Origin of the sequence: Rhizobacter sp. (assembly GCF_046595475.1) — a bacterium.
In the GTDB taxonomy this organism is placed as follows: Bacteria; Pseudomonadota; Gammaproteobacteria; order Burkholderiales; family Burkholderiaceae_C; genus Rhizobacter.
Genome location: NZ_JBKJOQ010000023.1, coordinates 51,267 through 75,135, shown reverse-complemented (window position 1 = coordinate 75,135; position 23,869 = coordinate 51,267). Strand labels below are relative to the sequence as shown.

At 64.3% G+C, this 23,869-nt stretch carries 23 protein-coding genes, 1 tRNA gene and 1 pseudogene; 21 read left to right on the top strand and 4 right to left on the bottom strand.

The window, feature by feature from the left end; all coding sequences use genetic code 11:
• Positions 1-45 precede the first annotated feature (45 nt).
• A complete protein-coding gene (gene ompR, locus AC30QB_RS04680; protein ID WP_296685334.1) occupies positions 46-780 on the bottom strand; it encodes an osmolarity response regulator transcription factor OmpR in 735 nt (244 codons plus the stop codon).
• Positions 781-983: 203 nt separating this feature from the next.
• Between ompR and AC30QB_RS04675 the strand changes: the two genes are divergently transcribed.
• From AC30QB_RS04675 to AC30QB_RS04665, 3 genes are read left to right on the top strand one after another with little or no spacing between them, the layout of a single operon-like run.
• Complete coding sequence (locus AC30QB_RS04675) at positions 984-2,453, top strand: DUF1800 domain-containing protein (protein ID WP_489545020.1); 1,470 nt, start codon at positions 984-986, stop codon at positions 2,451-2,453.
• Between the two features lie 11 nt (positions 2,454-2,464).
• The gene (locus tag AC30QB_RS04670; protein WP_489545067.1) at positions 2,465-3,631 is read left to right on the top strand and encodes a DUF1501 domain-containing protein; all 1,167 of its coding nucleotides are present in this window, start codon (positions 2,465-2,467) and stop codon (positions 3,629-3,631) included.
• A gap of 10 nt (positions 3,632-3,641) precedes the next feature.
• Entirely contained in the window at positions 3,642-4,334 is a 693-nt protein-coding gene (locus AC30QB_RS04665; RefSeq protein ID WP_489545019.1) for an SIMPL domain-containing protein, read from the top strand.
• Between the two features lie 96 nt (positions 4,335-4,430).
• Here the strand turns inward: AC30QB_RS04665 and AC30QB_RS04660 are convergent.
• Positions 4,431-4,656 (bottom strand): annotated as a pseudogene (locus AC30QB_RS04660) (SDR family oxidoreductase); the annotation flags it as partial.
• Between the two features lie 105 nt (positions 4,657-4,761).
• Here AC30QB_RS04660 and AC30QB_RS04655 point away from each other — a divergent pair.
• From AC30QB_RS04655 to AC30QB_RS04625, 7 genes are all read left to right on the top strand, one after another.
• Positions 4,762-5,628 (top strand): alpha/beta fold hydrolase, encoded by an 867-nt coding sequence (locus AC30QB_RS04655; protein WP_489545018.1) that lies wholly within the window; start codon positions 4,762-4,764, stop codon positions 5,626-5,628.
• A complete protein-coding gene (locus tag AC30QB_RS04650) occupies positions 5,625-7,868 on the top strand; it encodes a RelA/SpoT family protein (protein WP_489545017.1) in 2,244 nt (747 codons plus the stop codon). Before AC30QB_RS04655 ends, AC30QB_RS04650 begins: the two co-directional genes overlap by 4 nt.
• A gap of 160 nt (positions 7,869-8,028) precedes the next feature.
• A tRNA-Val gene (locus AC30QB_RS04645) sits at positions 8,029-8,103 on the top strand.
• Positions 8,104-8,182: 79 nt separating this feature from the next.
• Positions 8,183-8,482, top strand: coding sequence for a hypothetical protein (locus AC30QB_RS04640; protein ID WP_489545016.1), 300 nt, complete (start codon positions 8,183-8,185; stop codon positions 8,480-8,482).
• A gap of 91 nt (positions 8,483-8,573) precedes the next feature.
• The gene (gene phaR / locus AC30QB_RS04635) at positions 8,574-9,155 is read left to right on the top strand and encodes a polyhydroxyalkanoate synthesis repressor PhaR (RefSeq protein WP_489545015.1); all 582 of its coding nucleotides are present in this window, start codon (positions 8,574-8,576) and stop codon (positions 9,153-9,155) included.
• A gap of 32 nt (positions 9,156-9,187) precedes the next feature.
• A complete protein-coding gene (rimO, locus tag AC30QB_RS04630) occupies positions 9,188-10,579 on the top strand; it encodes a 30S ribosomal protein S12 methylthiotransferase RimO (protein WP_489545014.1) in 1,392 nt (463 codons plus the stop codon).
• 3 nt (positions 10,580-10,582) lie between these two features.
• Positions 10,583-11,770: a cystathionine beta-lyase gene (locus tag AC30QB_RS04625; protein ID WP_489545013.1), complete on the top strand. Its 1,188-nt coding sequence runs from the start codon at positions 10,583-10,585 to the stop codon at positions 11,768-11,770.
• 1 nt (position 11,771) lies between these two features.
• Here AC30QB_RS04625 and smpB read toward each other — a convergent pair whose 3' ends face one another.
• Entirely contained in the window at positions 11,772-12,236 is a 465-nt protein-coding gene (gene smpB / locus AC30QB_RS04620; protein ID WP_489545012.1) for an SsrA-binding protein SmpB, read from the bottom strand.
• A 47-nt stretch (positions 12,237-12,283) separates the two neighbouring features.
• On the opposite strand from smpB, the gene AC30QB_RS04615 reads away from it, so the two are divergent.
• The gene (locus AC30QB_RS04615) at positions 12,284-12,733 is read left to right on the top strand and encodes a type II toxin-antitoxin system RatA family toxin (RefSeq protein ID WP_489545011.1); all 450 of its coding nucleotides are present in this window, start codon (positions 12,284-12,286) and stop codon (positions 12,731-12,733) included.
• Positions 12,720-13,010 carry an RnfH family protein gene (locus AC30QB_RS04610; RefSeq protein ID WP_489545010.1) on the top strand — a complete coding sequence of 97 codons (291 nt, stop codon included), beginning with the start codon at positions 12,720-12,722 and terminating at the stop codon, positions 13,008-13,010. Before AC30QB_RS04615 ends, AC30QB_RS04610 begins: the two co-directional genes overlap by 14 nt.
• A 3-nt stretch (positions 13,011-13,013) precedes the next feature.
• On the opposite strand, the gene AC30QB_RS04605 is transcribed toward AC30QB_RS04610, so the two are convergent.
• The gene (locus AC30QB_RS04605) at positions 13,014-13,502 is read right to left on the bottom strand and encodes a DUF4124 domain-containing protein (protein WP_489545009.1); all 489 of its coding nucleotides are present in this window, start codon (positions 13,500-13,502) and stop codon (positions 13,014-13,016) included.
• Positions 13,503-13,781: 279 nt separating this feature from the next.
• Between AC30QB_RS04605 and guaB the strand changes: the two genes are divergently transcribed.
• From guaB to AC30QB_RS04560, 9 genes are all read left to right on the top strand, one after another.
• A complete protein-coding gene (guaB, locus tag AC30QB_RS04600) occupies positions 13,782-15,251 on the top strand; it encodes an IMP dehydrogenase (protein ID WP_489545008.1) in 1,470 nt (489 codons plus the stop codon).
• A 7-nt stretch (positions 15,252-15,258) separates the two neighbouring features.
• A complete protein-coding gene (locus tag AC30QB_RS04595; RefSeq protein ID WP_489545007.1) occupies positions 15,259-16,533 on the top strand; it encodes an MFS transporter in 1,275 nt (424 codons plus the stop codon).
• Positions 16,534-16,536: 3 nt separating this feature from the next.
• On the top strand, positions 16,537-18,120 hold the full coding sequence (guaA, locus tag AC30QB_RS04590; RefSeq protein WP_489545006.1) for a glutamine-hydrolyzing GMP synthase: 1,584 nt from the start codon (positions 16,537-16,539) through the stop codon (positions 18,118-18,120).
• Between the two features lie 16 nt (positions 18,121-18,136).
• On the top strand, positions 18,137-18,724 hold the full coding sequence (gene thpR, locus AC30QB_RS04585) for an RNA 2',3'-cyclic phosphodiesterase (protein ID WP_489545005.1): 588 nt from the start codon (positions 18,137-18,139) through the stop codon (positions 18,722-18,724).
• Positions 18,721-18,957, top strand: a complete 237-nt coding sequence (locus AC30QB_RS04580; RefSeq protein ID WP_489545004.1) for a hypothetical protein — start codon at positions 18,721-18,723, stop codon at positions 18,955-18,957. The genes thpR and AC30QB_RS04580 overlap by 4 nt, the downstream gene beginning before the upstream one ends.
• A 35-nt stretch (positions 18,958-18,992) precedes the next feature.
• Entirely contained in the window at positions 18,993-19,550 is a 558-nt protein-coding gene (gene tadA / locus AC30QB_RS04575; RefSeq protein ID WP_489545003.1) for a tRNA adenosine(34) deaminase TadA, read from the top strand.
• Positions 19,507-20,445, top strand: coding sequence for an LD-carboxypeptidase (locus tag AC30QB_RS04570; protein WP_489545002.1), 939 nt, complete (start codon positions 19,507-19,509; stop codon positions 20,443-20,445). The genes tadA and AC30QB_RS04570 overlap by 44 nt, the downstream gene beginning before the upstream one ends.
• Before the next feature lie 180 nt (positions 20,446-20,625).
• Positions 20,626-22,872 (top strand): ABC transporter substrate-binding protein, encoded by a 2,247-nt coding sequence (locus AC30QB_RS04565; protein ID WP_489545001.1) that lies wholly within the window; start codon positions 20,626-20,628, stop codon positions 22,870-22,872.
• 2 nt (positions 22,873-22,874) lie between these two features.
• Positions 22,875-23,858, top strand: a complete 984-nt coding sequence (locus AC30QB_RS04560) for an ABC transporter permease (RefSeq protein WP_489545000.1) — start codon at positions 22,875-22,877, stop codon at positions 23,856-23,858.
• Positions 23,859-23,869: the final 11 nt, after the last annotated feature.

The window sequence follows — 23,869 nt, the reverse complement described above, 5'->3', positions numbered from 1 at the left end:
GCAAAAAAAGGCCCCAGCTTGGGGCCCTTGCGCTGTTTCTTGGTATCAGGCCGCGCCATCAGGTACGAATACGTATCCGACGCCCCATACCGTCTGGATGTAGCGGGGCTGTGCCGGGTCGGGCTCGATCATCTTGCGCAGGCGCGAGATCTGCACGTCGAGGCTGCGGTCGAACGGCTCGAACTCGCGGCCGCGGGCCAGCTGGGCCAGCTTGTCGCGCGACAGGGGCTGGCGCGGGTGGCGCACCAGGGCTTTCAACATCGAAAACTCACCAGTGGTGAGCGCAATCTGCTCGCCGTCTTTCGAGAGGCGGCGCAGCGCCAGGTCGAATTCGAAAGGGCCGAAAGTGACGGTCTGCGCGTCTTTTGCCGGCGCGCCGGGTGCTTCCATTGCCGGGCGGCGGCGCAGCACGGCATGGATGCGCGCCAGCAGCTCACGCGGGTTAAAGGGCTTGGGCAGGTAATCATCGGCGCCGACTTCCAGGCCGACGATGCGGTCTACGTCTTCCACCTTGGCGGTGAGCATGATGATGGGCGTCACGTCATTGGCAGCGCGCAGGCGTCGGCAGATGGACAGGCCGTCTTCGCCGGGCAGCATCAGGTCGAGCACGATCAGGTCGACGGTCTCGCGGGTGAGCACGCGGTTCAATGCCTTCGAGTCTTCTGCCAGCAGCACCTCGAAGCCTTCTTGCGTGAGGTAGCGGCGCAGCAAGTCGCGAATGCGGGCGTCGTCATCGACCACGACGATTCGGTCGGGGCGGGCGTTGGTGTTGGGCGTCATGCGGGCCTCTCCGTCATTTGTAACAGCGGCGATTGTGCGCAGGTTCAAGCGGGGTTTTCGGCAGACCTGACCACTTGTTACAAATCTATGACTTCACGGTAAAACTGTCCAGGTGAAGCTTTGTGAAGCCCCTGATGTCGTGTCGGCGGCCTTGCGCGGCGAGCCGTTAGGCTTGCATCGACTTTCGCTTCGGCGCAGGCACCATGAACGCTCCCATTTCGTTGACACCGCCTGATGTGCGGCACCTGCTCACACGCACCGGCTTTGCACCATCGCCTGCTGAAGTAGCACCCTGGGTCGGCATGTCGGCGCAGGCGGCTGTCGACAAGCTGCTGGCTGATGCCCGGCGTGCCTCGCCGTTGCATGCGGCGCCAGCCTTTACCCGCGACGCCATTCAAACACCCTATGGCCGCTTGGCCGACGACGAGGCCCGCAAGGCTGCGCGCCAGCAGGCGCGGGCCGACACCGTCGCGCTCGCGGCCTGGTGGCTGCAAGAGATGCGCGAAAGCCCCTCGCCCTTGGCCGAGCGCATGGTGCTTTTCTGGCACAACCACTTCGCCACCTCGATGCAGAAGGTGCAGCAGCCGCAGGGCATGTTCTTCCAGCACCAGCTGTTTCGCCAGCACGCAACGGGCTCGTTTCGCGAGCTGCTGCACGGCGTGGCGCGTGACCCGGCGATGCTGATCTACCTCGACGGTGCGGCCAACCGCGCGCAGGCGCCGAATGAAAACTTTGCGCGTGAGGTGATGGAGCTGTTCACTTTGGGCGAGGGCCAATACAGTGAGCGCGACATCAAGGAAGCGGCCCGCGCTTTCTCTGGATGGTCGGTCGACCGTGAAAGCTGGCGCGCCCAGCTGAGACCGCGTCAGCACGATGACGGGCCGAAGACGCTGTTTGGCCGCACGGCGCGTTTCGACACCGAGAGCGCGCTAGACGCCATGCTCGACCAACCCGCGGCCGCGCGCTTCATCACCGGCAAGCTTTGGCGCGAGTTCGTGTCGCCTACACCGAAGGCCGAGAGCGTTGAACGCATCGCGCAACGCTTGCGCAGCAGCGGCTGGCGCACCGACGCGGCGCTGCGCGAGCTGCTGCTGAGCGATGAGTTCTGGGCGGCCGAATCGCGTGCGGCGCTGATCAAGTCGCCAGTAGAGCTGACCGTGGGCACGCTGCGGCAGTTCGACATACGCCTCGAAGGCGCCTTGCCGCTGGTTGCTGTGACTTCGCGCCTCGGCCAGATGCTCTTCCTGCCGCCCAACGTAAAAGGCTGGCCGGGCTACACCGACTGGATCAACAGCACGAGCCTGCTTGAACGCAAGCGTTTCACCGAGCGGCTCTTTCGAGCGCTCGAAGTGGGCGACGACGGTGCGATGGCGGCCAACGCGACGCCGATGGTGCGCGAGATGATCCAGGAAGCCCGTGGCCGCGAGCGCCGAGCATTGCGCCAGGCGCGCATGGAAGCAGGCGGCGGCCAGAGCTTCAGCATGCGCTTCGACGCCGAAGCCTGGCTGCGGCCACTAGGCGCCTGGCCTGACCGCGAGCCCGATGTCGCAGCACAAGCCCAGATCGTCGCAGCCGTGCTGGCCGCGCCGCCTGTGAACCCGGTGCCGGCCGGCACGGTTGGCCTGTCGTACCTGCGGGCGCTGAGCCTAGACCCTACCTTTCAGCTCAAGTGAGAAACGCCATGATTGACCGTCGTCAACTGTTGAGCCTGAGCGGCCTCGCTCTTCCTGGGCTTCCGTCCCTGGCCTGGGCGCAGCGTGCGGCCAGCGCGGCCGACCGCATCCTCGTGCTGGTGGAGCTGAAGGGTGGCAACGATGGCCTCAACACCGTTGTGCCTTTTGCCAACCCGGCTTACGCGCAACTGCGGCCCAGCCTTGCCATCAAGCCAGACGAAGTGCTGAAGCTCGACTCGGCCATCGGCCTGCACCCTTCGCTCGCGCCGCTGCTGCCGCTGTGGGAGAGGCGCGAAATGGCGCTGCTGCTGGGGCTGGGCTACCCGCAGCCCAACCTGTCGCACTTTCGCTCCATCGAGATCTGGGACACGGCCTCTCGCTCCACCGAATACCTCGACGAAGGCTGGGTCGCGCGGGCCATGGCCGCCGGGCTGCGCGATGCCGCGCGCTTCACCACCGAGGGCGTGGCGATCGGCAGTGCCGGCTTGGGCGCGCTGAGCGGTGCGAATGCGGTGTCGCTCACCAACACCGAAGCCTTCGTCACCCAATCTCGTCTGGTGAAGCCGGCCAGTGCGCGTGGCAACGCGGCGCTGGAGCATGTGTTGCGTGTGGAAGCCGGCGTGCTGCAAGCCGCCGAAGGCTTGCGAGGGCAGGGCGCTTCGCCGCTCGCCACAGAGTTCCCTGCACATGGCTTTGGCCAAGCTGTGCGCGCTACCTGCCAGATCGTGGCCGGGCAGAAAGGCCGAGGTGGCGTGCCGGTGTTTCACCTGACGCATGGCAGCTTCGACACGCACCGCGGGCAACTCGGCACGCACGCCACGCTGCTCAAGCAGCTGGCGGAAGGCCTGGCTGCCTTGCGTGCAGGCTTGGTGGAAGCGGGCGCGTGGGACCGCACGCTCGTCGTCACCTATTCCGAGTTTGGCCGGCGTGCGCGCCAGAACCAGAGTGGTGGCACCGACCACGGCACGGCGGCAGCGCACTTCGCTTTCGGCGGGGCGGTGCGCGGTGGCATCGTCGGCAGCATGCCTGAACTTGATCGCCTCGATGCCACTCAGAACCTTGTGCATACAGCCGATTTTCGACAGGTCTATGCGACCATCGCCCGGCGCTGGTGGGGGCTGGACCCCGAGCCGGTGGTACGGGGGCGCTTCGACCTGCTGCCCTTTATTGATGCCTGAGGAGAACCGAATGAAGAACACGTTTGCCCTGTTGACTTTGCTTGCCGCCGCTCCGGTGTGGGCCGCTGATGTGCCACCGCAAAACGTGGTGAGCCTGCAGGCCAGCGCCAGCCTCGAAGTGACGAAAGACGTGCTGAACGTGACGCTGTCAACCACCCGCGACGGCACTGATGCTGGCGGCGTGCAGACCGCCCTCAAGCAAGCGCTTGACGCAGCGCTGGTCGAAGCCAAGAAGGTGGCCAAGCCCAACCAGATCGAGGTGCAGACAGGCAACTTCTCGCTCTTCCCCCGCTACTCGACCAAGGGCGTGATCACCGGCTGGCAAGGCACGGCCGAAATGGTGGTGGAGGGCCGTGACATCCCTGGCATTGCGCAGCTCACCGGCCGCATCACCACGCTGACGATTGCCCGCGTGGGCACCAACCTGTCACGCGAGCAGCGCGAGAAGGTGGAGAGCGATGTGTCGGCGCAAGCCATTGCACGCTACCGCGCCAAGGCGGCCGACTACGCCAAGCAGTTCGGCTTCACCGGCTACACGCTGCGCGAGGTCAACATCAACAGCAACGAGCCTATGGCCTACGCCTCGGCGCCGATGATGCGCATGTCGACCAAGTCGGCTGATGCCGAATCGTCGTTGCCCGTAGAGCTGGGCAAGGGAACCGTGACCGTGACGGTCAACGGGTCAGTCCAGATGACGAAGTGATCGAGCGCCCGCATTTCCGCCGTTCGGGCTGAGCCTGTCGAAGCTGGCGCTGGGCACGGGGCCGTTCGACAGGCTCAGGGTGAGCGGTCATTTGAACTACTGCGCGACCCAGCCGCCGTCGACATTCCAGGCGACGCCGCGCACATTGCTGCCGGCGAGCACATGAAGACCGCCAACTCGCCCGGCTGCTCGGGCGTCACGAACTGAAGGGAAGGCTGCTTCTCGCTCAGCAGGTCGACGTGATGCCCTCGCGTGTAGCGCGGTCGTCGATCTGCTTTTGCACCAGCGGCGTCAGCACCCAGCCCGGGCAGATGGCGCCACACCATGGCCGATGCCACTGGTGGAGCCGGTGACGAGAGCGGGTTTCCCTTTCAGCATGATCGAAGCTTCAGATTGATACAGTCCGTTATCGACGAGAGAAATGACCATGCACGAACCACGCCTGAACCATGTGCAATGCCTAGACACGCAAGGCTTGCACCGCATGGCCTACTGGGAGTGGGGCGACCCCGCGAACCCGCGCGTGCTGGTGTGCGTGCACGGCCTCTCGCGGCAGGGTCGCGATTTCGACACCTTTGCTCAAGCCATGCAAGGCGAGTACCGCGTGGTTTGCCCCGACGTCGTGGGCCGCGGCCAGTCCGACTGGCTGGCCGACCCCGCGGGCTACCAGATTCCGGCTTATGCGGCTGACATGGTGACGCTGCTGGCGCGATTGCACGCGAGCACGGTGCATTGGGTGGGCACTTCCATGGGCGGCTTGATCGGGCTCGTGATCTCGGCTTTGAGGCAATCGCCGGTGCAACGTCTGGTGCTCAACGACGTCGGGCCTGCCATCGACCCCGGCTCGCTTGTGCGCATCGGCAGCTACCTCGGGTTGCCTGCACGCTGGAAGAGCGTGGATGAAGCGGCCGACGCGTTGTGGGCCATCTCGCAAGGCTTCGGCCCGCACACTCGCGAGCAGTGGTTGGCACTCACGCGGCCCATGCTCAAGCCCGATGGCGACGGCTTCATTCCGCACTATGACTTGCAGATCGCCACGCCATTCCGCGCCATCACGCCCGAAGTCGCCAAGGCGGGCGAAGCGCTCATGTGGACGATGTACGACAGCCTGCGCTGCCCCACACTGCTGCTGCGCGGTGCCGACTCCGACCTGCTGACACCCGACACCGCGCAGGCCATGACGACGCGCGGCCCCAAGGCTGAGCTGCGGCAGTTCCCCGGTGTCGGCCACGCGCCCATGCTCACCTCCGCAGACCAGATCGCAGTGGTGCGGGAGTTTTTACTGCGCGCATGAAGACCGGCCCGCTGGACAGCCGCTCTGCGGCTCCCGCCATAGTCCAACTGGCCGATGTGGCCCCGGAAGAATCGCGCGAAGCCGAGGCCTCGCAGCTGGCGCGCGCCCGTGCGTTTGCCGAGCCCTTGCTGGTGGGGCAGATGCTCGACACGGGCGAGCATGCCCTGGCCCATGCGGAGGGCGTGGCCAACATACTTCTTGGCATAGGGGCAGCACCGTCGATGGGTGCGGCGGCCTACCTCGTCTATGCAGGCGACTACCTCAGCAAGCCAGACGAGGTGGTGAGCAAGGCTTTCGGTCCGGCGTATGCAGGGCTGGTGATGCACACCCGCAAGCTGGTGCAGATTCAGCGTGCCGCGCGCGAAGCGCAGGTGCAAGACGAGAAGCGCGCCGAGCAGACCGAGCGGGTGCGCAAGATGCTGCTGGCGTTCTCGCGCGACCTGCGCGTGGTGCTGTTGCGCCTGGCCTCGCGGCTGCAGACGTTGCGGCACTACGCCACCAGCAAGCAGGCGTGCCCGCCCTTGCTGGCGCGCGAGTCGATGCAAGTGTTTGCGCCGCTGGCCAATCGCCTGGGCATCTGGCAGATGAAGTGGGAGATGGAAGACCTGGCCTTCCGCTTCCTGGAGCCTGAGCAATACAAGACTGTCGCGCGCATGCTCGACGAGAAACGTGTCGAGCGAGAGCAGGGCGTAGAGGCGTTTCGCCAAGCGCTCAGCGATGACCTAGCGCGCAGCAGTGTGCGTGCTGAAGTGCAAGGTCGGCCCAAGCACCTGTACAGCATCTGGAAAAAGATGCGCGGCAAGGGCATCGACATTGCGCGCGTGTTCGACGTGCGCGCCGTGCGGGTCATCGTGGGCGACGTGCCTGAGTGCTATGCGGTGCTCAGCCGCGTGCACGAGCTGTGGCAAGCGGTGCCCGGCGAGTTCGACGACTACATCGCGCGGCCCAAGGGCAATGGCTACCAGTCGCTGCACACGGTGGTGCTCGATGCCAACGAACGCCCTGTCGAGGTGCAGATACGCACGCGCCAGATGCACGAGCACGCGGAGCACGGCGTGGCGGCGCACTGGGCCTACAAAGAGGCGGGCACCAAAGGTTATGCCGGCGTGAGCGCCGCAGGCGATTTCGATGCGCAGGTGGCCGAAGCGCGCAAGGCCGTGCTGCGCCAGCTGCTGGCCTGGGAGCGCGACTTCGTCGAGTCAGATGACGAGGCCGCACCCGCCGGCCCCGTGTTCGACGATCGCATCTATGTCTTCACGCCCCAGGCTGCGGTGATCGAGCTGCCAGCGGGCGCCACGCCCATCGACTTCGCCTACACCGTGCACACCACGCTCGGCCACCGCTGTCGCGGCGCCAAGGTCGACGGCGCGATGGTGCCGCTCAACACGCCGCTGAAGAGCGGCCAGACCGTTGAAGTGAGCACGATCAAGGAGGGCGGGCCCTCGCTCGATTGGCTGAACCCGGAGCTGGGCTACTTGCAGAGCGCGCGTTCCAAGGCCAAGGTGAGGGCGTGGTTCAACGCGCTGGCGCAGCAAGACACCATCGCCCGAGGCCGTGAGGCGGTAGAGAAGCTGCTTCAGCGCGAAGGCAAGACCGCTCTGAAGCTCGACGACCTGGCCACGCGCCTGGGCTTTCGCAATGCCGAGGCTTTGTTCGAGGTGGTGGGCAAAGACGAGTTTTCGCTGCGCAACATCGAGACACTGCTGCGCCCGGCCGAGCCCGTGCAGCAGCCCGACGACATCATTGCCCTGCGACGGCCGAGCAATGAAGGCGTGCCCAAGGGCGGCGTGCTGGTGGTCGGCGTGGAGTCACTGCTGACGAGCTTGTCACGCTGCTGCCGCCCGGCGCCGCCCGATGCCATAGGCGGCTATGTGACGCGCGGTCGTGGGGTGGCCATTCACCGAGTGGATTGCAGCAACTTCAAGCAGATGGCTGCGCGCACGGCTGAGCGTGTGATCGGCGTGGCCTGGGGTGCCCCACGCGGCGACAAGGCTGCGCTGTACCCGGTCGACGTATTGGTGGAAGCCGCCGACCGGTCGGGCCTGTTGCGCGACATCTCTGAAGTGTTTGCCAAGGACAAGATGAACGTCACCGGCGTCAGCACCCAGACGGTGAAAGATGTTCGCGGCGGCACCGCCTGGATGACCTTCACCATAGAAGTGGCTGACTCGGCGCGCCTGAGCCAGGTGCTGAGTGCCGTGTCACGCATCGACGGCGTGCGCGGAGCGCGGCGGAAATGAGGCCCCTCAGTCGCTTCGCTGCCGCCTTGTCCTGGCTCGGCCCCCAAGGGCGCCGCCCATCGGACCGGCAAACCCAGATCCAAGGGCGTTGCTCGAGGACTGCTTCGCTGCGCTCGCATGTGGTCCTGCCGTTGGCGGGTGATGCTATAGTCGTGGGCTCGGGCGGTTAGCTCAGTGGTAGAGCGCCTCTTTGACGTGGAGGATGTCGGGAGTTCGACCCTCTCACCGCCCACCAGCTACACACCAAACACGTCGACGAACCAGAGCCTGTCCCGCAAGGGGCAGGCTCTTTTTCATTGCTCGGGAGCTTTCACATGCACATGACACCGCGTCGCCAGGAAATGATCGATGCCCACGTTGCCGAGACGCATGCGCTGATGGCCGGCTACGCCTTCGAGCTCAATGACCTCGTGCGTTTCGCGCTGTCGGCGGCCAAAGACAAAGGTCACAAGGTCTACTACCCGATGGACCCGGTCAACGAATGCATACGCAACTGGCAAGGCTTGAGCAAAAAAGTGGCCAAGCTGGCGGCGGACCTCGCGCAAACCGCTGAGCGCCTGGGGGTGCAGCCCTTTGACCCGGAGGCGCCAGCCTCCGGTGCACCCGACGCTTGAGCGCAGGCGGGAAAACCCTCCGCGGCACGCCAGGGTGGCCTTCTAGAATCTTTTGTACACCTGCACATCTGGTTCACCAGGAGCTTTCTGAATGGCACAAACCCGCCGCGCATCGACTTCCGACGACGGCAGCGCCGACAGCAGCACGCGCATCCTCAAGAAGTACCCCAATCGGCGCCTGTACGACACCCAGACCAGCAGCTACATCACGCTGGCCGACGTGAAGAAGATGGTGCTCGAAGGCGAGGACTTCGTGGTGCGCGACGCCAAGACCAGTGACGACCTCACGCGCAGCATCCTGCTTCAGATCATCCTGGAAGAAGAATCCGGTGGCGGGCCGATGTTTTCGTCGCAAATGCTGGCGCAGATCATTCGCTTCTATGGCCACGCCATGCAAGGCATGATGGGCTCTTACCTTGAGAAGAACCTCCAGACCTTCACCGACATCCAGAAGCGGCTAGCCGACCAGTCCAAAGGGCTGCTGGAGCCGAACGTGATGAACCCCGAGATGTGGACGCAGTTCCTCAACGGGCAGGCGCCGGCCGTACAAGGCTTGATGGGCAACTACCTGGAGCAGTCGAGGAACATGTTCACGCAGATGCAGGAGCAGATGGCCAAACAGGCCGAGACGCTGTTTCCGGGCATGCCAGGTTTCAGCCCGCCGAAACGTTAGGGCTGCGCAGCGTTTCCGGCGAAAATCGCCGGATGACACAAGACGCACTGGCCAACCCCACCATGGGCTCGGCCCCCAAGATTGGTTTCGTCTCCCTGGGTTGTCCCAAGGCGCTGACCGACTCCGAACTCATCCTCACGCAGCTGCGTGCCGAGGGTTACGACACCTCCAAGACCTTTGCCGGCGCTGACCTCGTCATCGTCAACACCTGCGGCTTCATCGACGATGCGGTGAAAGAAAGCCTGGACACCATCGGCGAAGCCCTGGCCGAAAACGGCAAGGTCATCGTCACCGGCTGCCTGGGCGCCAAGGCAGGCGAGGCCGGCGGCAACCTGGTGCGCCAGATGCACCCCAGCGTGCTCGCGGTGACTGGTCCGCATGCCACGCAAGAGGTGATGGACGCCGTGCACCTGCATGTGCCCAAGCCGCATGACCCCTTCGTCGACTTGGTGCCTGCGCAAGGCGTCAAGCTCACGCCGCGCCACTACGCGTATTTGAAGATCAGCGAAGGCTGCAACCACCGCTGCAGCTTTTGCATCATCCCCAGCATGCGCGGTGATCTGGTCTCGCGGCCGATTGGCGACGTGCTGAGCGAAGCACAGCGCCTGTTTGAGGCCGGCGTGAAAGAGCTGCTCGTGATCAGTCAAGACACCAGCGCTTATGGCGTTGACGTGAAGTACCGCACCGGTTTCTGGGACGGCAAGCCCGTCAAGACCCGCATGCTCGACCTCTGCGAGAAGCTGGGCGAGCTGGCCGCGCAGCATGGTGCCTGGGTTCGCATGCACTACGTCTACCCGTACCCGCATGTGGACGAGGTGCTGCCGTTGATGGCCCAGGGCTTGATTCTTCCTTACCTCGATGTGCCCTTCCAGCACTCGCACCCCGATGTGCTCAAGCGCATGAAGCGCCCGGCCAATGGCGAGAAGAACCTCGACCGCCTGCAGCGCTGGCGCGAGATCTGCCCCGAGCTGGTGGTGCGCAGCACCTTCATCGCGGGCTTCCCTGGCGAAACCGAGACCGAGTTCGAGCATCTGCTCGGGTTTATGCGCGAGGCGCAGATCGACCGTGCTGGCTGCTTCGCCTACTCGCCGGTGAACGGTGCGACAGCCAATGCATTGGCCGACCCGGTGCCGGCCGAGTTGCGCGAAGAGAGAAGGGCGCGTTTCATGGCGGTCGCCGAAGAGGTCTCAGCCGCCAAGCTGCGCAGCCGTATCGGCGCGACCATGCAGGTGTTGATCGATTCAGCGCCCGCCCTTGGCCGCAAAGGCGGCGTGGGGCGCAGCTACGCTGATGCCCCCGAGATCGATGGCAGCGTGAAGCTGCTGCCGCCCGAGAAAGCATCGAAGACGCTGAAGGTGGGCGAGTTCACCAAGGCGCGCATTGTCGGCACGCAAGGCCACGACCTGGTGGCACAACCGATCTGATCTATGAGCCACGACAAGCGCACCGAGCTGATCCATCACGCCTACGTGCCGCCAGCCGGTTTCGGCGCAGTTGCGCCGGGGGTGCACAAGGCGTCGACGGTCATGTTTCCGACGGTGGCGGCCTTGCAGGCGCGCAGTTGGAAGTCCAAGGCCGGCTACACCTATGGGCTGCACGGCACGCCCACGTCGTTCACGCTTGAGGAGCGCATCGCCACGCTCGAAGGCGGCCTGCAGACCCTGCTGGTGCCCAGCGGCCTGGCCACCATCACGCTGGTCGACATGGCCTTGCTGAAGCAGGGCGATGAGGTGCTGATCCCCGAGAACGCCTATGGCCCCAACAAAGAGTTCGCACGCAACGAGCTGGCCGCTTGGGGCATCACCCACAAGGTTTACGACCCGATGGACGCGCTCGGCCTGGCGGCCTTGATCGGCCCCCAGACCAAGCTGCTGTGGCTGGAGGCTGCAGGCTCGGTGACGATGGAGTTTCCCAACCTGCCGGCGTTGGTGAAGGTGGCGCGCGAGCGTGGTGTGACCACGGCGCTCGACAACACCTGGGGAGCGGGGCTGGCCTTCAACCCCTTCGACCTGACGCCGGGTGCTGATTCACTGGGTGTGGACATCTCAGTACAGGCGCTGACCAAGTACGCCTCGGGGGGCGCCGACGTGCTGATGGGCTCGGTGACCACGAGAGATGAAGCGCTGCACCTGAGGCTGAAGTTTTGCCACATGCGCATGGGCTGGGGCATAGGTGCCAACGATGCCGAGCTGGTGCTGCGCTCGCTGCCCTCGCTTCCTTTGCGCTATGACGCGCACGACGCTGCGGCGCGCACGCTCGCCGCGTGGTGGTCGCAGCGGCGCGAGGTGACCCAGGTGCTGCACCCTGCGCTGCCTGGCGCGCCAGGGCATGAGTGCTGGAAGAAGCTGTGCACGCGTGCGGCCGGCTTGTTCTCGGTCGTTTTCAATGAGCGCTACACGGCTGAGCAGGTGTATGCCTTCATCGATGCGTTGCAGCTCTTCCGAATTGGCTATTCATGGGCAGGGCCGGTGAGCTTGGTGGTGCCGTATAGCCTGGCCGGCATGCGGACGGAGCCTGCGTACCGCGGCACCGTGGTGCGCTTCTCGGTGGGGCTTGAGGCTCCCGCTGATCTGATCCACGATTGCCAGCACGCCCTGAGCGCGCTAGGCCCGTAAGCTATTCCTTGGGGCCTGATGAGACCTTGTGCCTCATCAGTCGCCCTTTCTCCCGGTCCCAATCGCGCTGTTTTTCGGTGTTGCGCTTATCGTGTTCGGCCTTGCCCTTGGCGAGCGCGATTTCCGCCTTCACGCGGCCGTCCTTGTAGTGCAGGTCGATGGGCACCAGCGTGAAGCCCTTCTGCTCCACCTTGCCGACCAGCCGCTTGATCTCTTCCTTGTGCATCAAGAGCTTCTTGGTGCGGTCGGCTTCAGGGCTGATGTGGGTTGAGGCGCTGCGCAGTGCGTTGATGCGGCAGCCGATCAGATACAGCTCGCCATTGCGGATCACCACGTAGCCATCGGTCAATTGCACCTGGCCGGCGCGTATGGCCTTGATCTCCCAGCCTTGCAGCACCATGCCGGCCTCGTACTTCTCTTCGAGGTGGTAATCAAAGCGGGCGCGGCGGTTTTCAGCAATCGACATAGTCAAGGAGATGAGGCGAAAAGTGCTCAATACAATTGGGGCATTGTATGAAGCACGTCAAGAAGTCAGTTCTCCTCTCGTATTCGGCGCACGAGATGTACGCCTTGGTCACGGCGGTGACCGACTATCCGCAGTTCCTGCCCTGGTGCGAAAGGGCCGAGGTGCTGAGCCGGGACGAATCGGGCATGACGGCTCGGCTGCAGCTCGCCTACGGCGGCCTGCGCCATGCCTTCACCACGCGCAACACCCATGTGCCCGACAGCAGCGTGCTGGTCTCGCTGGTGGACGGGCCCTTCTCCATGCTTGAGGGCTCATGGCGCTTCCTGCCGCTGGCAATCGCGGGCGACGCGCCGGCCAGCAAGATCGAATTCGAAATGCGTTACGCGTTTGCCAACATGCCGCTTGAGGTACTGGTGAGCCCCGTGTTCGACCGCATTGCCAACACCTTTGTCGACGCCTTCGTGAAGAGAGCCGAGCAAGTGCATGGCGCCCGCTGAGCTGAGCGTCGAGGTGGTGTACAGCCCGGCGCCGGGCGTAACCCATCAGGCGGTGTTGCAGCTGCCGCAGGGCAGCACGGTGCAGGCTGCGCTAGCAGCCGCTTACCCAGGCTTGGCGTTACCGGGCCTGACAGTCGGGGTGTGGGGAAGGGTGTGCGCCCTGGGCGACGCCCTGCGCAACAAGGACCGCGTGGAGGTCTACCGCCCCCTGCTGGTCGACCCGAAAGAGGCCAGACGCCAGCGCTACCAAAGCCACCGCGCCAAGGCCCGGCGCTGAAGCTTATTTGCAGTCGGCGCCGATGATGTCGCGAGCGCGTTTGCTTTCGTCGGCGCGACCCTTGTCGTCGAGCACTTCGCGCTCGCCCTTGGCGTTGACACGCGCCATGCGCATGCCGTCTTCGAGCGCGCGCAGCTGAGACTTGGCACGTTGGCAATTGTCAGCCTGGGCGGCCTTCTGTTTCTCTTCGTCTGCGCGGCGCTTGCCGCCTTCCTCATCTGCGGCTTTGCGGCGTTTGGCTTCCAACTCGGGCTCGGCGGCCTTAGAGGGGGCGCTTGCCGCAGCCGAAGACGCTGCCATCGAGGCCGCCGCCGCCTGGGCACTGTTGGGTGCGAATGCCGGGGCTGCCTTGCCAGAACTTCCGCTTGGGCGCTGAAGGATTTCGGCATCGCTCACCGTTTGCGGCGGTGGCAGGTCGCTGTACTGCACGTGCCCGCTCTTGTCCTTCCATTTCCACTGAGCGAACGCAGGGTTGCTCAAGGTGAATGTCACTAGGGCTCCGAGTGCCAAAACGGCCAGCCGCGCAGAGGGGTGATTGCATGCGAATTTCATCCCGAAAGTGTAGTCGTGAGAGAGCCTTGCAGGGCAGCACCAGAGGGGCTCGTCGGGGTTTTGGAGCCCCTTGGGGGGCATGCGCCAACGCATTTCGTGAACTATTGCCGCAGACGTTACCAAGTGCGTGTTCTGAAAGGGCTGGCCCGGAGGGTCAGGAAGGCACAAGGCGACTTCGCGGCCATCCGTATAATTCGCTTTTGCGTCAGGAGCTTTCTCATGCGCCTTCTAGGCAAAGCGCTCACCTTCGACGATGTGTTGTTGGTGCCGGCTTTCTCTCAGGTGTTGCCACGCGACACCACGCTTTCTACCCAGTTCTCCCGCAACATCCGCCTGAACCTGCCCCTGGTGTCTGCCGCCATGGACACGGTCACAGAGGCACGCTTGGCCATCGCCATCGCGCAAGAGGGTGGCATCGGGATCGTCCACAAAAACCTCTCGCCCAAGCAGCAAGCTGCCGAGGTGGCGCGCGTCAAGCGCTACGAGTCGGGCGTGCTGCGCGACCCGATCACCATCTCGCCCGGGGTGCCGGTGCGCGATGTGATCAACCTGTCGCGCCAGCACGGCATCTCGGGCTTCCCGGTGCTGGAAGACGGCAAGGTGGTGGGCATCGTGACAGGCCGAGACCTGCGCTTTGAGACGCGCATGGACATCCCGGTGCGCGAGATCATGACACCGCGCGAGCGGCTCATTACCGTGCGCGATGGCGCCACGCTGGCTGAGGCCAAGGCGCTGATGCACAAGCACAAGCTGGAGCGCGTGGTCGTCGTCAACGAGGCCTTCGAGTTGCGCGGCCTGTTCACGGTGAAAGACATCACCAAGCAAACCAATTTCCCCAACGCTGCACGCGATGCTCACGGCAAGCTGCGCGTGGGTGCGGCGGTGGGCGTGGGCGAAGGCACCGAGGAGCGCGTCGATTTGCTGGTGAAAGCCGGTGTCGACGCCCTGGTGGTCGACACGGCCCACGGCCACAGCGCCGGCGTGATCGAGCGTGTGCGCTGGGTCAAGCAAAACTACCCGCATGTCGACGTGATCGGCGGCAACATCGCCACAGGCGCTGCAGCATTGGCACTGGCCGAGGTGGGCGCTGATGGCGTGAAGGTCGGCATCGGGCCCGGCTCGATCTGCACCACCCGCATCGTGGCTGGCGTGGGCGTGCCTCAAATCACCGCCATCGACAACGTGGCCAAGGCCTTGGCCGGCACCGGCGTGCCCCTGATCGCTGATGGCGGCGTGCGCTACTCCGGCGACATCGCCAAGGCCATCGCCGCGGGTGCCAACACCGTGATGATGGGCGGCATGTTTGCCGGCACCGAAGAGGCGCCTGGCGAGATCGTGTTGTTCCAAGGTCGCAGCTACAAGAGCTACCGCGGCATGGGGTCGATTGGTGCCATGCAGCAGGGCTCGGCTGACCGCTATTTCCAAGACAACACTGGCGCCAACCCCAACGCCGACAAGCTGGTACCCGAAGGCATCGAAGGTCGGGTGCCTTACAAGGGCTCGCTGGTGAGCATCGTGTTCCAGATGGCGGGGGGCTTGCGCGCCTCCATGGGCTACTGCGGCTGCGCCAGCATCGACGACATGCGCGACAAGGCCGAGTTCGTCGAGATCACCTCAGCCGGCATACGCGAGAGCCACGTGCACGACGTGCAGATCACCAAGGAAGCGCCGAACTACCGTGCCGAATGAGCCCGTCGTGACCACCGTGGCAGCACCGGCCGAGCGTCAGGCCGCCATGCGTTTCATCATGCTGACGGTGCTGATCGACATGGTGTCGATAGGCTTGATCATCCCGGTGCTGCCCGTGCTGGTCGGCACCTTCACGAGTTCGCAGACCGAGCAGGCGCTGTGGACGGGCGCCATCGGTTTTGCCTTCGGCATTGCCAACTTCTTCGGCTCGCCCATCATTGGCGCGTTGTCTGACCAGTACGGGCGCAGGCCGGTGCTGCTGGTCGGTTTTTGCGGCCTTGCTTTGAGCTTCTTCGTCACCGGCCTGGCCACGGCCATCTGGATGCTGATCGTGGTGCGCCTCTTCAGCGGCGCGATGCAATCCAACATGGCCGTGGCCAACGCCTACGTAGCCGACATCACCGAGCCTGAGATGCGCGCCAAGCGCTTTGGCATGCTGGGGGCAATGTTCGGGCTGGGGTTCATTCTCGGGCCGTCGATGGGTGGGCTGTTGGGCCACGTCGATCTGCGCCTGCCGTTCTTCGTTGCCGGCGGGTTGGCGATTGCAAACCTGCTCTACGGCTACTTCGTGCTGCCCGAATCGCTGCCCATTGAGCGCCGCAAGCCCTTTCGGTGGCGCGCTGCCAACCCGGTGGCAGCGCTGTCGGCGTTGAGCCAGCTGCGCGGTGTGGGTCGGCTGGTGGCGGTGGTGGCATGTTCTGGGCTTGCGCAGTTCGTGTTGCACACGAGCTGGGTGCTGTACACCACCTTCAAGTTCGGTTGGGGGCCAATGGAAAACGGCCTGTCATTGTTTGCCGTGGGCGTGTCGGCTGCGTTGGTGCAGGGTGTGTTTCTGGGGCGCTTGCTCAAGCGCTTCGGCGCCAGGCGGCTGGCCCTGATAGGGCTCACGTCTTCCACGCTGTCGTACTTCGCTTTCGGCGCCGTCACCGAGGGTTGGATGATGTACGCCGTGATCATCTGCGGTTTGCTCGGCTCCACGGCTGCATCGGCCATCCAGAGCCTGATTTCCGGCGCGGCAGACGCCAGCTCGCAGGGCCAGACCATGGGCGCGGTGAGCGGCGTGAACAGCATGGCGGCCGTGCTGGCCCCGGTGATTGGCGCGCCGCTGCTGGCCATGGTGGCCAACCTGCCCAAAGGCGACTGGCGCATCGGCGCGCCGTTCTACTTCTGTGCCGCGTTGCAGCTGTGCGCGCTGGCGCTGGCCTGGACGCATTTCCGCAAGCAGCGCGACGAGCGGCTTGCCCTTCAATCCGGCGCGGGCACCGATGCCGCGAGAGTCTGAACCATGCACGACAAGATCCTCATTCTCGATTTCGGCTCCCAAGTCACCCAGCTGATTGCGCGCCGCGTGCGCGAGGCCCATGTGTACTGCGAGATCCACCCCAATGACGTGAGCGATGCGTTCATTCGCGAGTTCGCGCCCAAGGGCATCATTCTTTCCGGCAGCCATGCCAGCACCTACGAGGAGCATGACCTGCGCGCGCCGCAAGCGGTTTGGGACTTGGGCGTGCCAGTGCTGGGCATCTGCTACGGCATGTTCACCATGGCCGTGCAGCAGGGCGGCAAGGTTGAGGCCAGCGCCCACCGCGAATTTGGCTATGCCGAGGTGAGGGCGCATGGGCACACCCAGCTGCTGAAAGGCATTGAAGACTTCGCCACGCCCGAAGGCCACGGCATGCTCAAGGTCTGGATGAGCCACGGCGACAAGGTCACCGAGCTGCCGCCAGGCTTCAAGCTGATGGCGTCTACGCCGAGCTGCCCCGTCGCCGGCATGGCCGACGAATCGCGCGGCTACTACGCGGTGCAGTTCCACCCCGAGGTCACGCACACCGTAAAGGGCCGCGAGCTGCTCAACCGCTTCGTGCTCGACATCGCAGGCGCCAAGCCCGACTGGGTGATGGGCAACTATGTCGATGAGGTGGTGGCGCGCATTCGCGAGCAAGTGGGCAGCGAAGAGGTCATCCTGGGCTTGAGCGGCGGGGTTGACTCCAGCGTGGCGGCGGCTCTCATTCACCGCGCCATTGGCGACCAGCTCACCTGCGTGTTCGTCGACCACGGCCTGCTGCGTCTGAACGAAGGCGACATGGTGATGGACATGTTTGCCGGGCGCCTGCATGCCAAGGTAATTCGTGTGGACGCCAGCGCACAGTTCCTCGGCCATCTGGCCGGCGTGACCGACCCCGAAGCCAAGCGCAAGATCATTGGCCGTGAGTTCGTTGAAATCTTCCAGGCCGAAGCCAAGAAGCTCAAGCAAGCCAAGTGGCTGGCCCAGGGCACGATCTACCCCGACGTGGTGGAAAGCGGCGGTGCCAAGACCAAGAAGGCCACGTCCATCAAGAGCCACCACAACGTGGGTGGCCTGCCCGAGACGCTGGGCCTCAAGCTTCTGGAGCCGCTGCGCGAGCTGTTCAAAGATGAGGTGCGCGAGCTGGGCATTGCGCTAGGCCTGCCACATGACATGGTGTACCGCCACCCGTTCCCTGGCCCCGGCCTGGGCGTGCGCATCTTGGGCGAGGTGAAGCAGGAATACGCCGACCTGCTGCGCAGTGCTGACGCCATCTTCATCGAAGAGCTGCGCAACACGCGCGACGAAGCCAGCGGCAAGAGCTGGTACGACCTGACCAGCCAGGCCTTTGCGGTGTTCTTGCCCGTCAAGAGCGTGGGCGTGATGGGCGATGGCCGCACTTACGACTATGTGGTGGCGCTGCGCGCGGTGCAGACCAGCGATTTCATGACGGCTGATTGGGCCGAGCTGCCCTACAGCCTCTTGAAGAAGGTGTCGGGCCGCATCATCAACGAGGTGCGCGGGATCAACCGTGTGACTTACGACGTGTCGAGCAAACCACCGGCCACGATCGAGTGGGAATGAACGCATGAACCCGGTCATGGAACAGGCCTCTCTCGAAGGTTTTGACCCCGCGGTGGAGCCGACGGATCGGTTATTTTTGGCCGTCTTTCCGACCGAGGCGGCTGCCGAGAAGATCACACAACTTGGGTTGCGTTTGCGCGGTGAGCAGGGCCTGAAGGGCAAGCTGATCCAGAAGGAACGGTTGCACGTCACCTTGCATCACTTGGGCGACCATGTGGGTCTGCGGCAAGACATTGTGACGGCCGCCGCAGAGGTGGCCGCTGGCATCGCAGCTGAGCCTTTCGAGGTGACGTTCGATCACGCGTCAAGCTTTGCGAGCCAGCCTCGCAACCGACCCTTTGTGCTGCGCGGGCGAGAGGGCGTCGAGCCACTCATCGCGTTCCAGCGCACGGTCGGCGAAGCCATGAAGAGAAGCACGCTGAACCGCTGGGCGAAGAGCAGCTTCACGCCTCACGTCACGCTGATGTACGACGATCGCGCCGTGGAAGGAATTGCCATTGAACCCGTGTCGTGGCAGGTGCATGAGTTGGTTCTCGTGCACAGCCTTCTTCGTCAGACGCGCCACGTCATTCTGGGCCGATGGCCGCTGAGAGCGGCTGCGTGAGGGCGATTTTCGGTATCGCTTCGTTGCTGGTGGTCTTGGCCGTGGTGGGCCTGTTGGCCAGCAGGCAGCTCAAGAGCGCTGGGGTCGCGCCGGTGGCAACCGGCGCCTCGATGCCGGTCGTTGCCGGCGGCAACGCTCGCGAGCAAGCCCAGCAGGTGCAAGACAAAGTGATCAGCGACCTGAACAAGGCGATGGAACAAGGCGCCGCTCGCAGGGAAGAGGCCGACAAGTGACGCCGGCGCCTCCCACGCCCGCTGACGAGCAAGCCATGCGCATAGCGCTCGACCAGGCACAAAACGCCTGGTTGGTAGGCGAAGTGCCCGTCGGGGCAGTGATCATGAAGGCTGGCCAGGTGATTGCCACCGGCTACAACCGCCCCATCACCGAGCATGACCCCACCGCCCACGCCGAGATCGTCGCGCTGCGCCACGCCGCCACGCTGCTGGGCAACTACCGCCTGCCCGAGTGCGAGCTCTACGTGACGCTCGAGCCGTGCGCCATGTGCGCCATGGCGCTGATGCATGCCCGCTTCAAGCGCGTGGTGTTCGGCGCCGCCGATCCCAAGACGGGCGCGGCCGGTTCAGTGGTCGATCTGTTTGGGCAACCGCAGCTCAACCATCACACGCAAGTGCAGGGCGGCGTGCTGGCCGATGACTGTGGCAAGGTGCTGCGTGATTTCTTTGCCGAGCGGCGCGAGCTGTACCGGCAGCGCCGCGCAGGCCCGGCTTCCGAGCCTGCGCCACTCGACATGCCCGCCATCCCGACCGGAGAGGTTTTGGAAATTGAGCCACCCACACCACCATCCCCACGATCACACGCACCCTGAGGCGGGTTCGAACACGTTGACGCTGTTCACGCCCGCTGGCGTGTTGCCGAAGGCAGCACCTCTGCGCCTGGCTGCCAAGCGCCTCGCGGCCATGGGCTTCGATGTGCAGGTGGACGAAGCTGCCCTGGCCCGTCACCAGCGCTTCGGTGGCGACGACGACACCCGCTTGGCTGCCCTGCATCGCATCGCCAAACAAGGGCCGGGCATTGCTCTTGCCACGCGCGGCGGCTATGGCCTGACGCGCCTGCTTGACCGCATCGACTGGAAGCTGCTCGGCCTCAGCGTCGAGCACGGCACCCGCTGGGTGGGCTACAGCGACATGACCGCTTTGCACAATGGCCTGCTGGCGCACACCGGTCAACGCAGCTGGGCCGGGCCGTTGGCTTGCGACGACTTCGGTCGCGAAACGCTAGACGACATCACGCCCGACTGTTTTGCAGAGGCCATGAGCGGAGCGCTTGAAGCTGTGGGCTTTCGCACAGAGGCCGGCTTCGACGGGCTGGAGGCCAAGGGTGTGCTGTGGGGCGGCAACCTTTGCGTGCTCAACACCTTGCTCGGCACGCCCCACTGGCCCAAGGTCAAGGGCGGCATTTTGTTCCTGGAAGACGTCAACGAACACCCGTACCGCATCGAGCGCAACCTGCTTCAATTGCATCAGGCGGGCGTGCTCGATGCGCAAAAAGCCATCGTGCTAGGCGCTTTCACCGATTTCAAGAAGTCTCCGCTCGACCGCGGCTACAGCCTCAAAGCGGCCATCGCCTACATGCGCTCGGTGACGAAGACGCCCATCCTCACCGGCTTGCCCTTCGGCCACGTGCCGACCAAGGTCAGCTTGCCGGTGGGCGCCAAGGTCACGCTGCTCGTGCAGGCACGGGATGTGCTCATAGGCTGGTAGCGCAATCTAAAACGACGCGCTGATTACCCTGAGGCGCCTGCAGCAAGGCTGCGCATAGAATCCGCAGCGCTCGCCTCGTGCAGCACCGGGCAAAACCCGGTTGTTGCCGCAGGCGCTTTTATTTGTTTGTCGTTGCACGGTCTATCCGCACGGTGCAGAGGCAGGAGCTGGAGAGATTTCATGGGCGCTTCTATGCGTCGTACGCGAGCATGGCTGTGGGCGTTTTTGATGGCCTGTGGTCTCACCCTTCCAGGGTGCAACAACAGCCCGTACCCGGACGGGGCAGCCGCGACCAACACCTTGTTCAACTCGTTCGACGAGCGCTCCCCGCGCTACCTCGACCCGACCGCCTCGTACAGCAACCCCGAAACACCGTACACCTATTCGGCCTATGAGCCGCTGTACGCGTACCACTACCTGAAGCGGCCGTACGAGCTGATTCCGAAGGCGGCAGAAGAGGTCGTCAAACCGTATTACCTCGACAAGAACGGCACCCGCCTGCCCGATGACGCGCCGGTTGAGCAGATCGCCGAAAGCGTCTACGACATCCACATCAAGAAGGGCATCCTGTATGCCCCACACCCCGCCTTTGCGAAAGACGACAAGGGTGGCTATCTTTACCACCAGCTCACCCGTGAACAGTTGGGCGACAAACGCTCGCCGCTTGAGTTCGAGAAGACCGGTACGCGGGAGCTGCTGGCAGAAGACTACGTTTACGCTTTCAAGCGCCACGGCACCACCCGCATCGAGACACCGATCTTTGCGATCTTCTCCGAGTACGTCATCGGGCTGAAAGAGTACGGCGAACTCATCAAAGCCGAAGATGCCAAGCTGCTGGCCGGGCTCAGCGAGTCCAGCCTCGACAAGCCGTTTCTCGACCTCCGCAAGTGGCCTCTGGCGGGCGCGCAGGCAGTTGATAGCCACACGCTGCGCATGCGAATCAAGGGCAAGTACCCGCAGTGGAAGTATTGGCTCGCGATGACCTTCACCGCTCCTGTGCCCTGGGAGGCCGACGCCTTCTACGCGCGCCCCGGCATGAACGGTAACGGCCTGTCTCTCGTGAAATGGCCAGTCGGTACCGGCCCCTACATGATGACCGAGTACGTGCAAGACAGGCGGCACGTGATGAAGCGCAACCCCAACTTCCGCGGCGAACCGTACCCCTGCGAAGGCTCGCCTACCGACAAGGCCGCCGGCCTGCTGGCCGATTGCGGCAAGACCATGCCCTTCATCGACACGGTGGTGTCGACCATCGTCAAGGAGAAGGTGCCGCGCAAAGAGATGTTCAAGCAGGGTTACCTCGATGTGCCAGAGATAGAACGGCCCGAGTGGGGTGTGGAGTTCCGCGTCGACATGGACGACTCCGACCGTGTGCGCAAGTTCTACGAAGAGCGCGGGTTCTCCTTTCCGCAGACGACCGACATCAACAACTGGTACCTCGGCTTCAACTGGCTAGACCCGGTGGTCGGCAAAGGCGATACGCCGCAGCAGCAGCTGCGCAACCGCAAGCTTCGCCAGGCGCTGTCGATTGCGATCGACTGGGAAGAAGGCTACGGGCGCATCTTTCGAACCAAGGGTGGCGTGGCAGCACACGGCCCTGTGCCGCCCGGCGTCTTTGGTTCACGCGAGGGCACACCCCAGGGCTTCAACCCGGTGACGCACAAGCTCGCGGGCGGGCAGGTCGTGCGCCGCTCGCTCGATGACGCGAAGAAGCTCATGGTCGAGGCCGGCTACCCGGACGGGCGCGATGCCGTCAGCGGTAAACCTCTGGTACTCAACTACGACTACCAGCGCACACCCACGCCTGAGTTGAAGTCTGAGCTCGACTGGATGGTCAGGCAGTTTGGCAAGCTGGGTGTGCAACTGGAGATCCGTGCGACCGATTACAACCAGTTCCAAGACAAGGTGCTCAAAGGCAAGCAACAGATTTTCTGGTGGGGCTGGCTGGCCGACTACCCCGATGCCGAGAACTTCTTGTTCCTGCTCTACGGCCCCAATGCCAAGTACCCGAACCAGGGCGAGAACACTGCCAACTACAGCAACGCCGAATACGACCGGCTTTACCGGGTGATGCAGACCTTGGAAGACGGCCCCGAGAAGCAGAAAGTCGTCGACCAGATGGTGGCCATCGTGCGTGAAGACTCCCCTTGGGCCTGGGGCTACTGGCCGTACGTCGCGCTCGCCTTCCAGCCGTGGGCGCACAACGGCAAGCCCAGCATTCTGGTGCGCGACCTGGCCAAGTACTACCGCGTTGACCCCGCGGTGCGCGTTGAGAAGCAGGCCGAGTGGAACAAGCCGGTCTGGTGGCCCGTGCTGCTGATGGCCGCGGCGGTCTTGGCGCTCATAGCCTTGGCTTGGCGCGGCTACCGCGTGCGCCAGCGCGTCACCGCACGGCCTGTGGCCGCGCCCGTTGTGGCGGAGGCCTGAGCATGCTGAGCTACTTGGTTCGCCGGCTCGGCTATGGGGTTCTCATCCTGATCGGGGTGAACCTCTTCACCTTCGTCCTGTTCTTCACGGTCAACACGCCCGATGACATGGCGCGGCTCAACATCGGCGGCAAGCGGGTCACGCAAGCCCAAATCGAGAAGTGGAAGGCAGAACGCGGTTACGACAAACCGCTGTACTGGGCGCCCGCCGAAGCCGGCACAGAAAAGCTCACGCACACCATCGTGTGGGAGCGATCGGTGTCTCTGTTTGCCCTCAACTTCGGCCGTTCCGACGCGCGCAGTGCGCTCGACATCGGGCACGAGATCAAGACCCGCATGTGGGTCAGCTTGCAGCTGGCCTTGCCGCTCTTCTTGCTGCAGGTGATCGCGAGCACGGCCTTTGCGCTGCTGCTGGTATTTTTTCGCCACTCGCGCATCGACTTCTGGGGGGTGGTGCTGTGCGTGGTGATGCTCTCGATCTCCAGCCTGTTCTACATCATCGTGGGGCAATACGCCTTCGCGCGTGTCTTGAAGCTGGTGCCCATCAACGGCTACGCGCCGGGGCTGGACGCGGTCAAGTTCCTCATCCTGCCGATCTTGTTGTCGCTGCTGTCGCGCTTGGGAACCGAGGCGCGCTTGTATCGCGCCATGTTCCTTGAGGAGATCGGCAAAGACTACGTGCGCACGGCGCGCGCCAAGGGATTGTCTGAAGCCATGGTGCTGTTCAACCATGTGATGAGAAATGCGCTGATCCCCATCATCACGAGTGCCGGTTCCTACCTGCCGTATGTGTTCTTGGGCAGCCTGGTATTCGAGAGCTTCTTCGGCATACCAGGGCTCGGTGCGTTTGTGATCGAGGCGATCAGCGGGCAAGACTTCGCGATCGTGCGGTCCATGGTGTTCCTTGGCGCCTTGATCTACATCGCCAGCTACGTGGTCATCGACCTCACCTACACCTGGGCAGATCCCCGGGTGCGCTTGTCCTGAAGGCGCAGAAC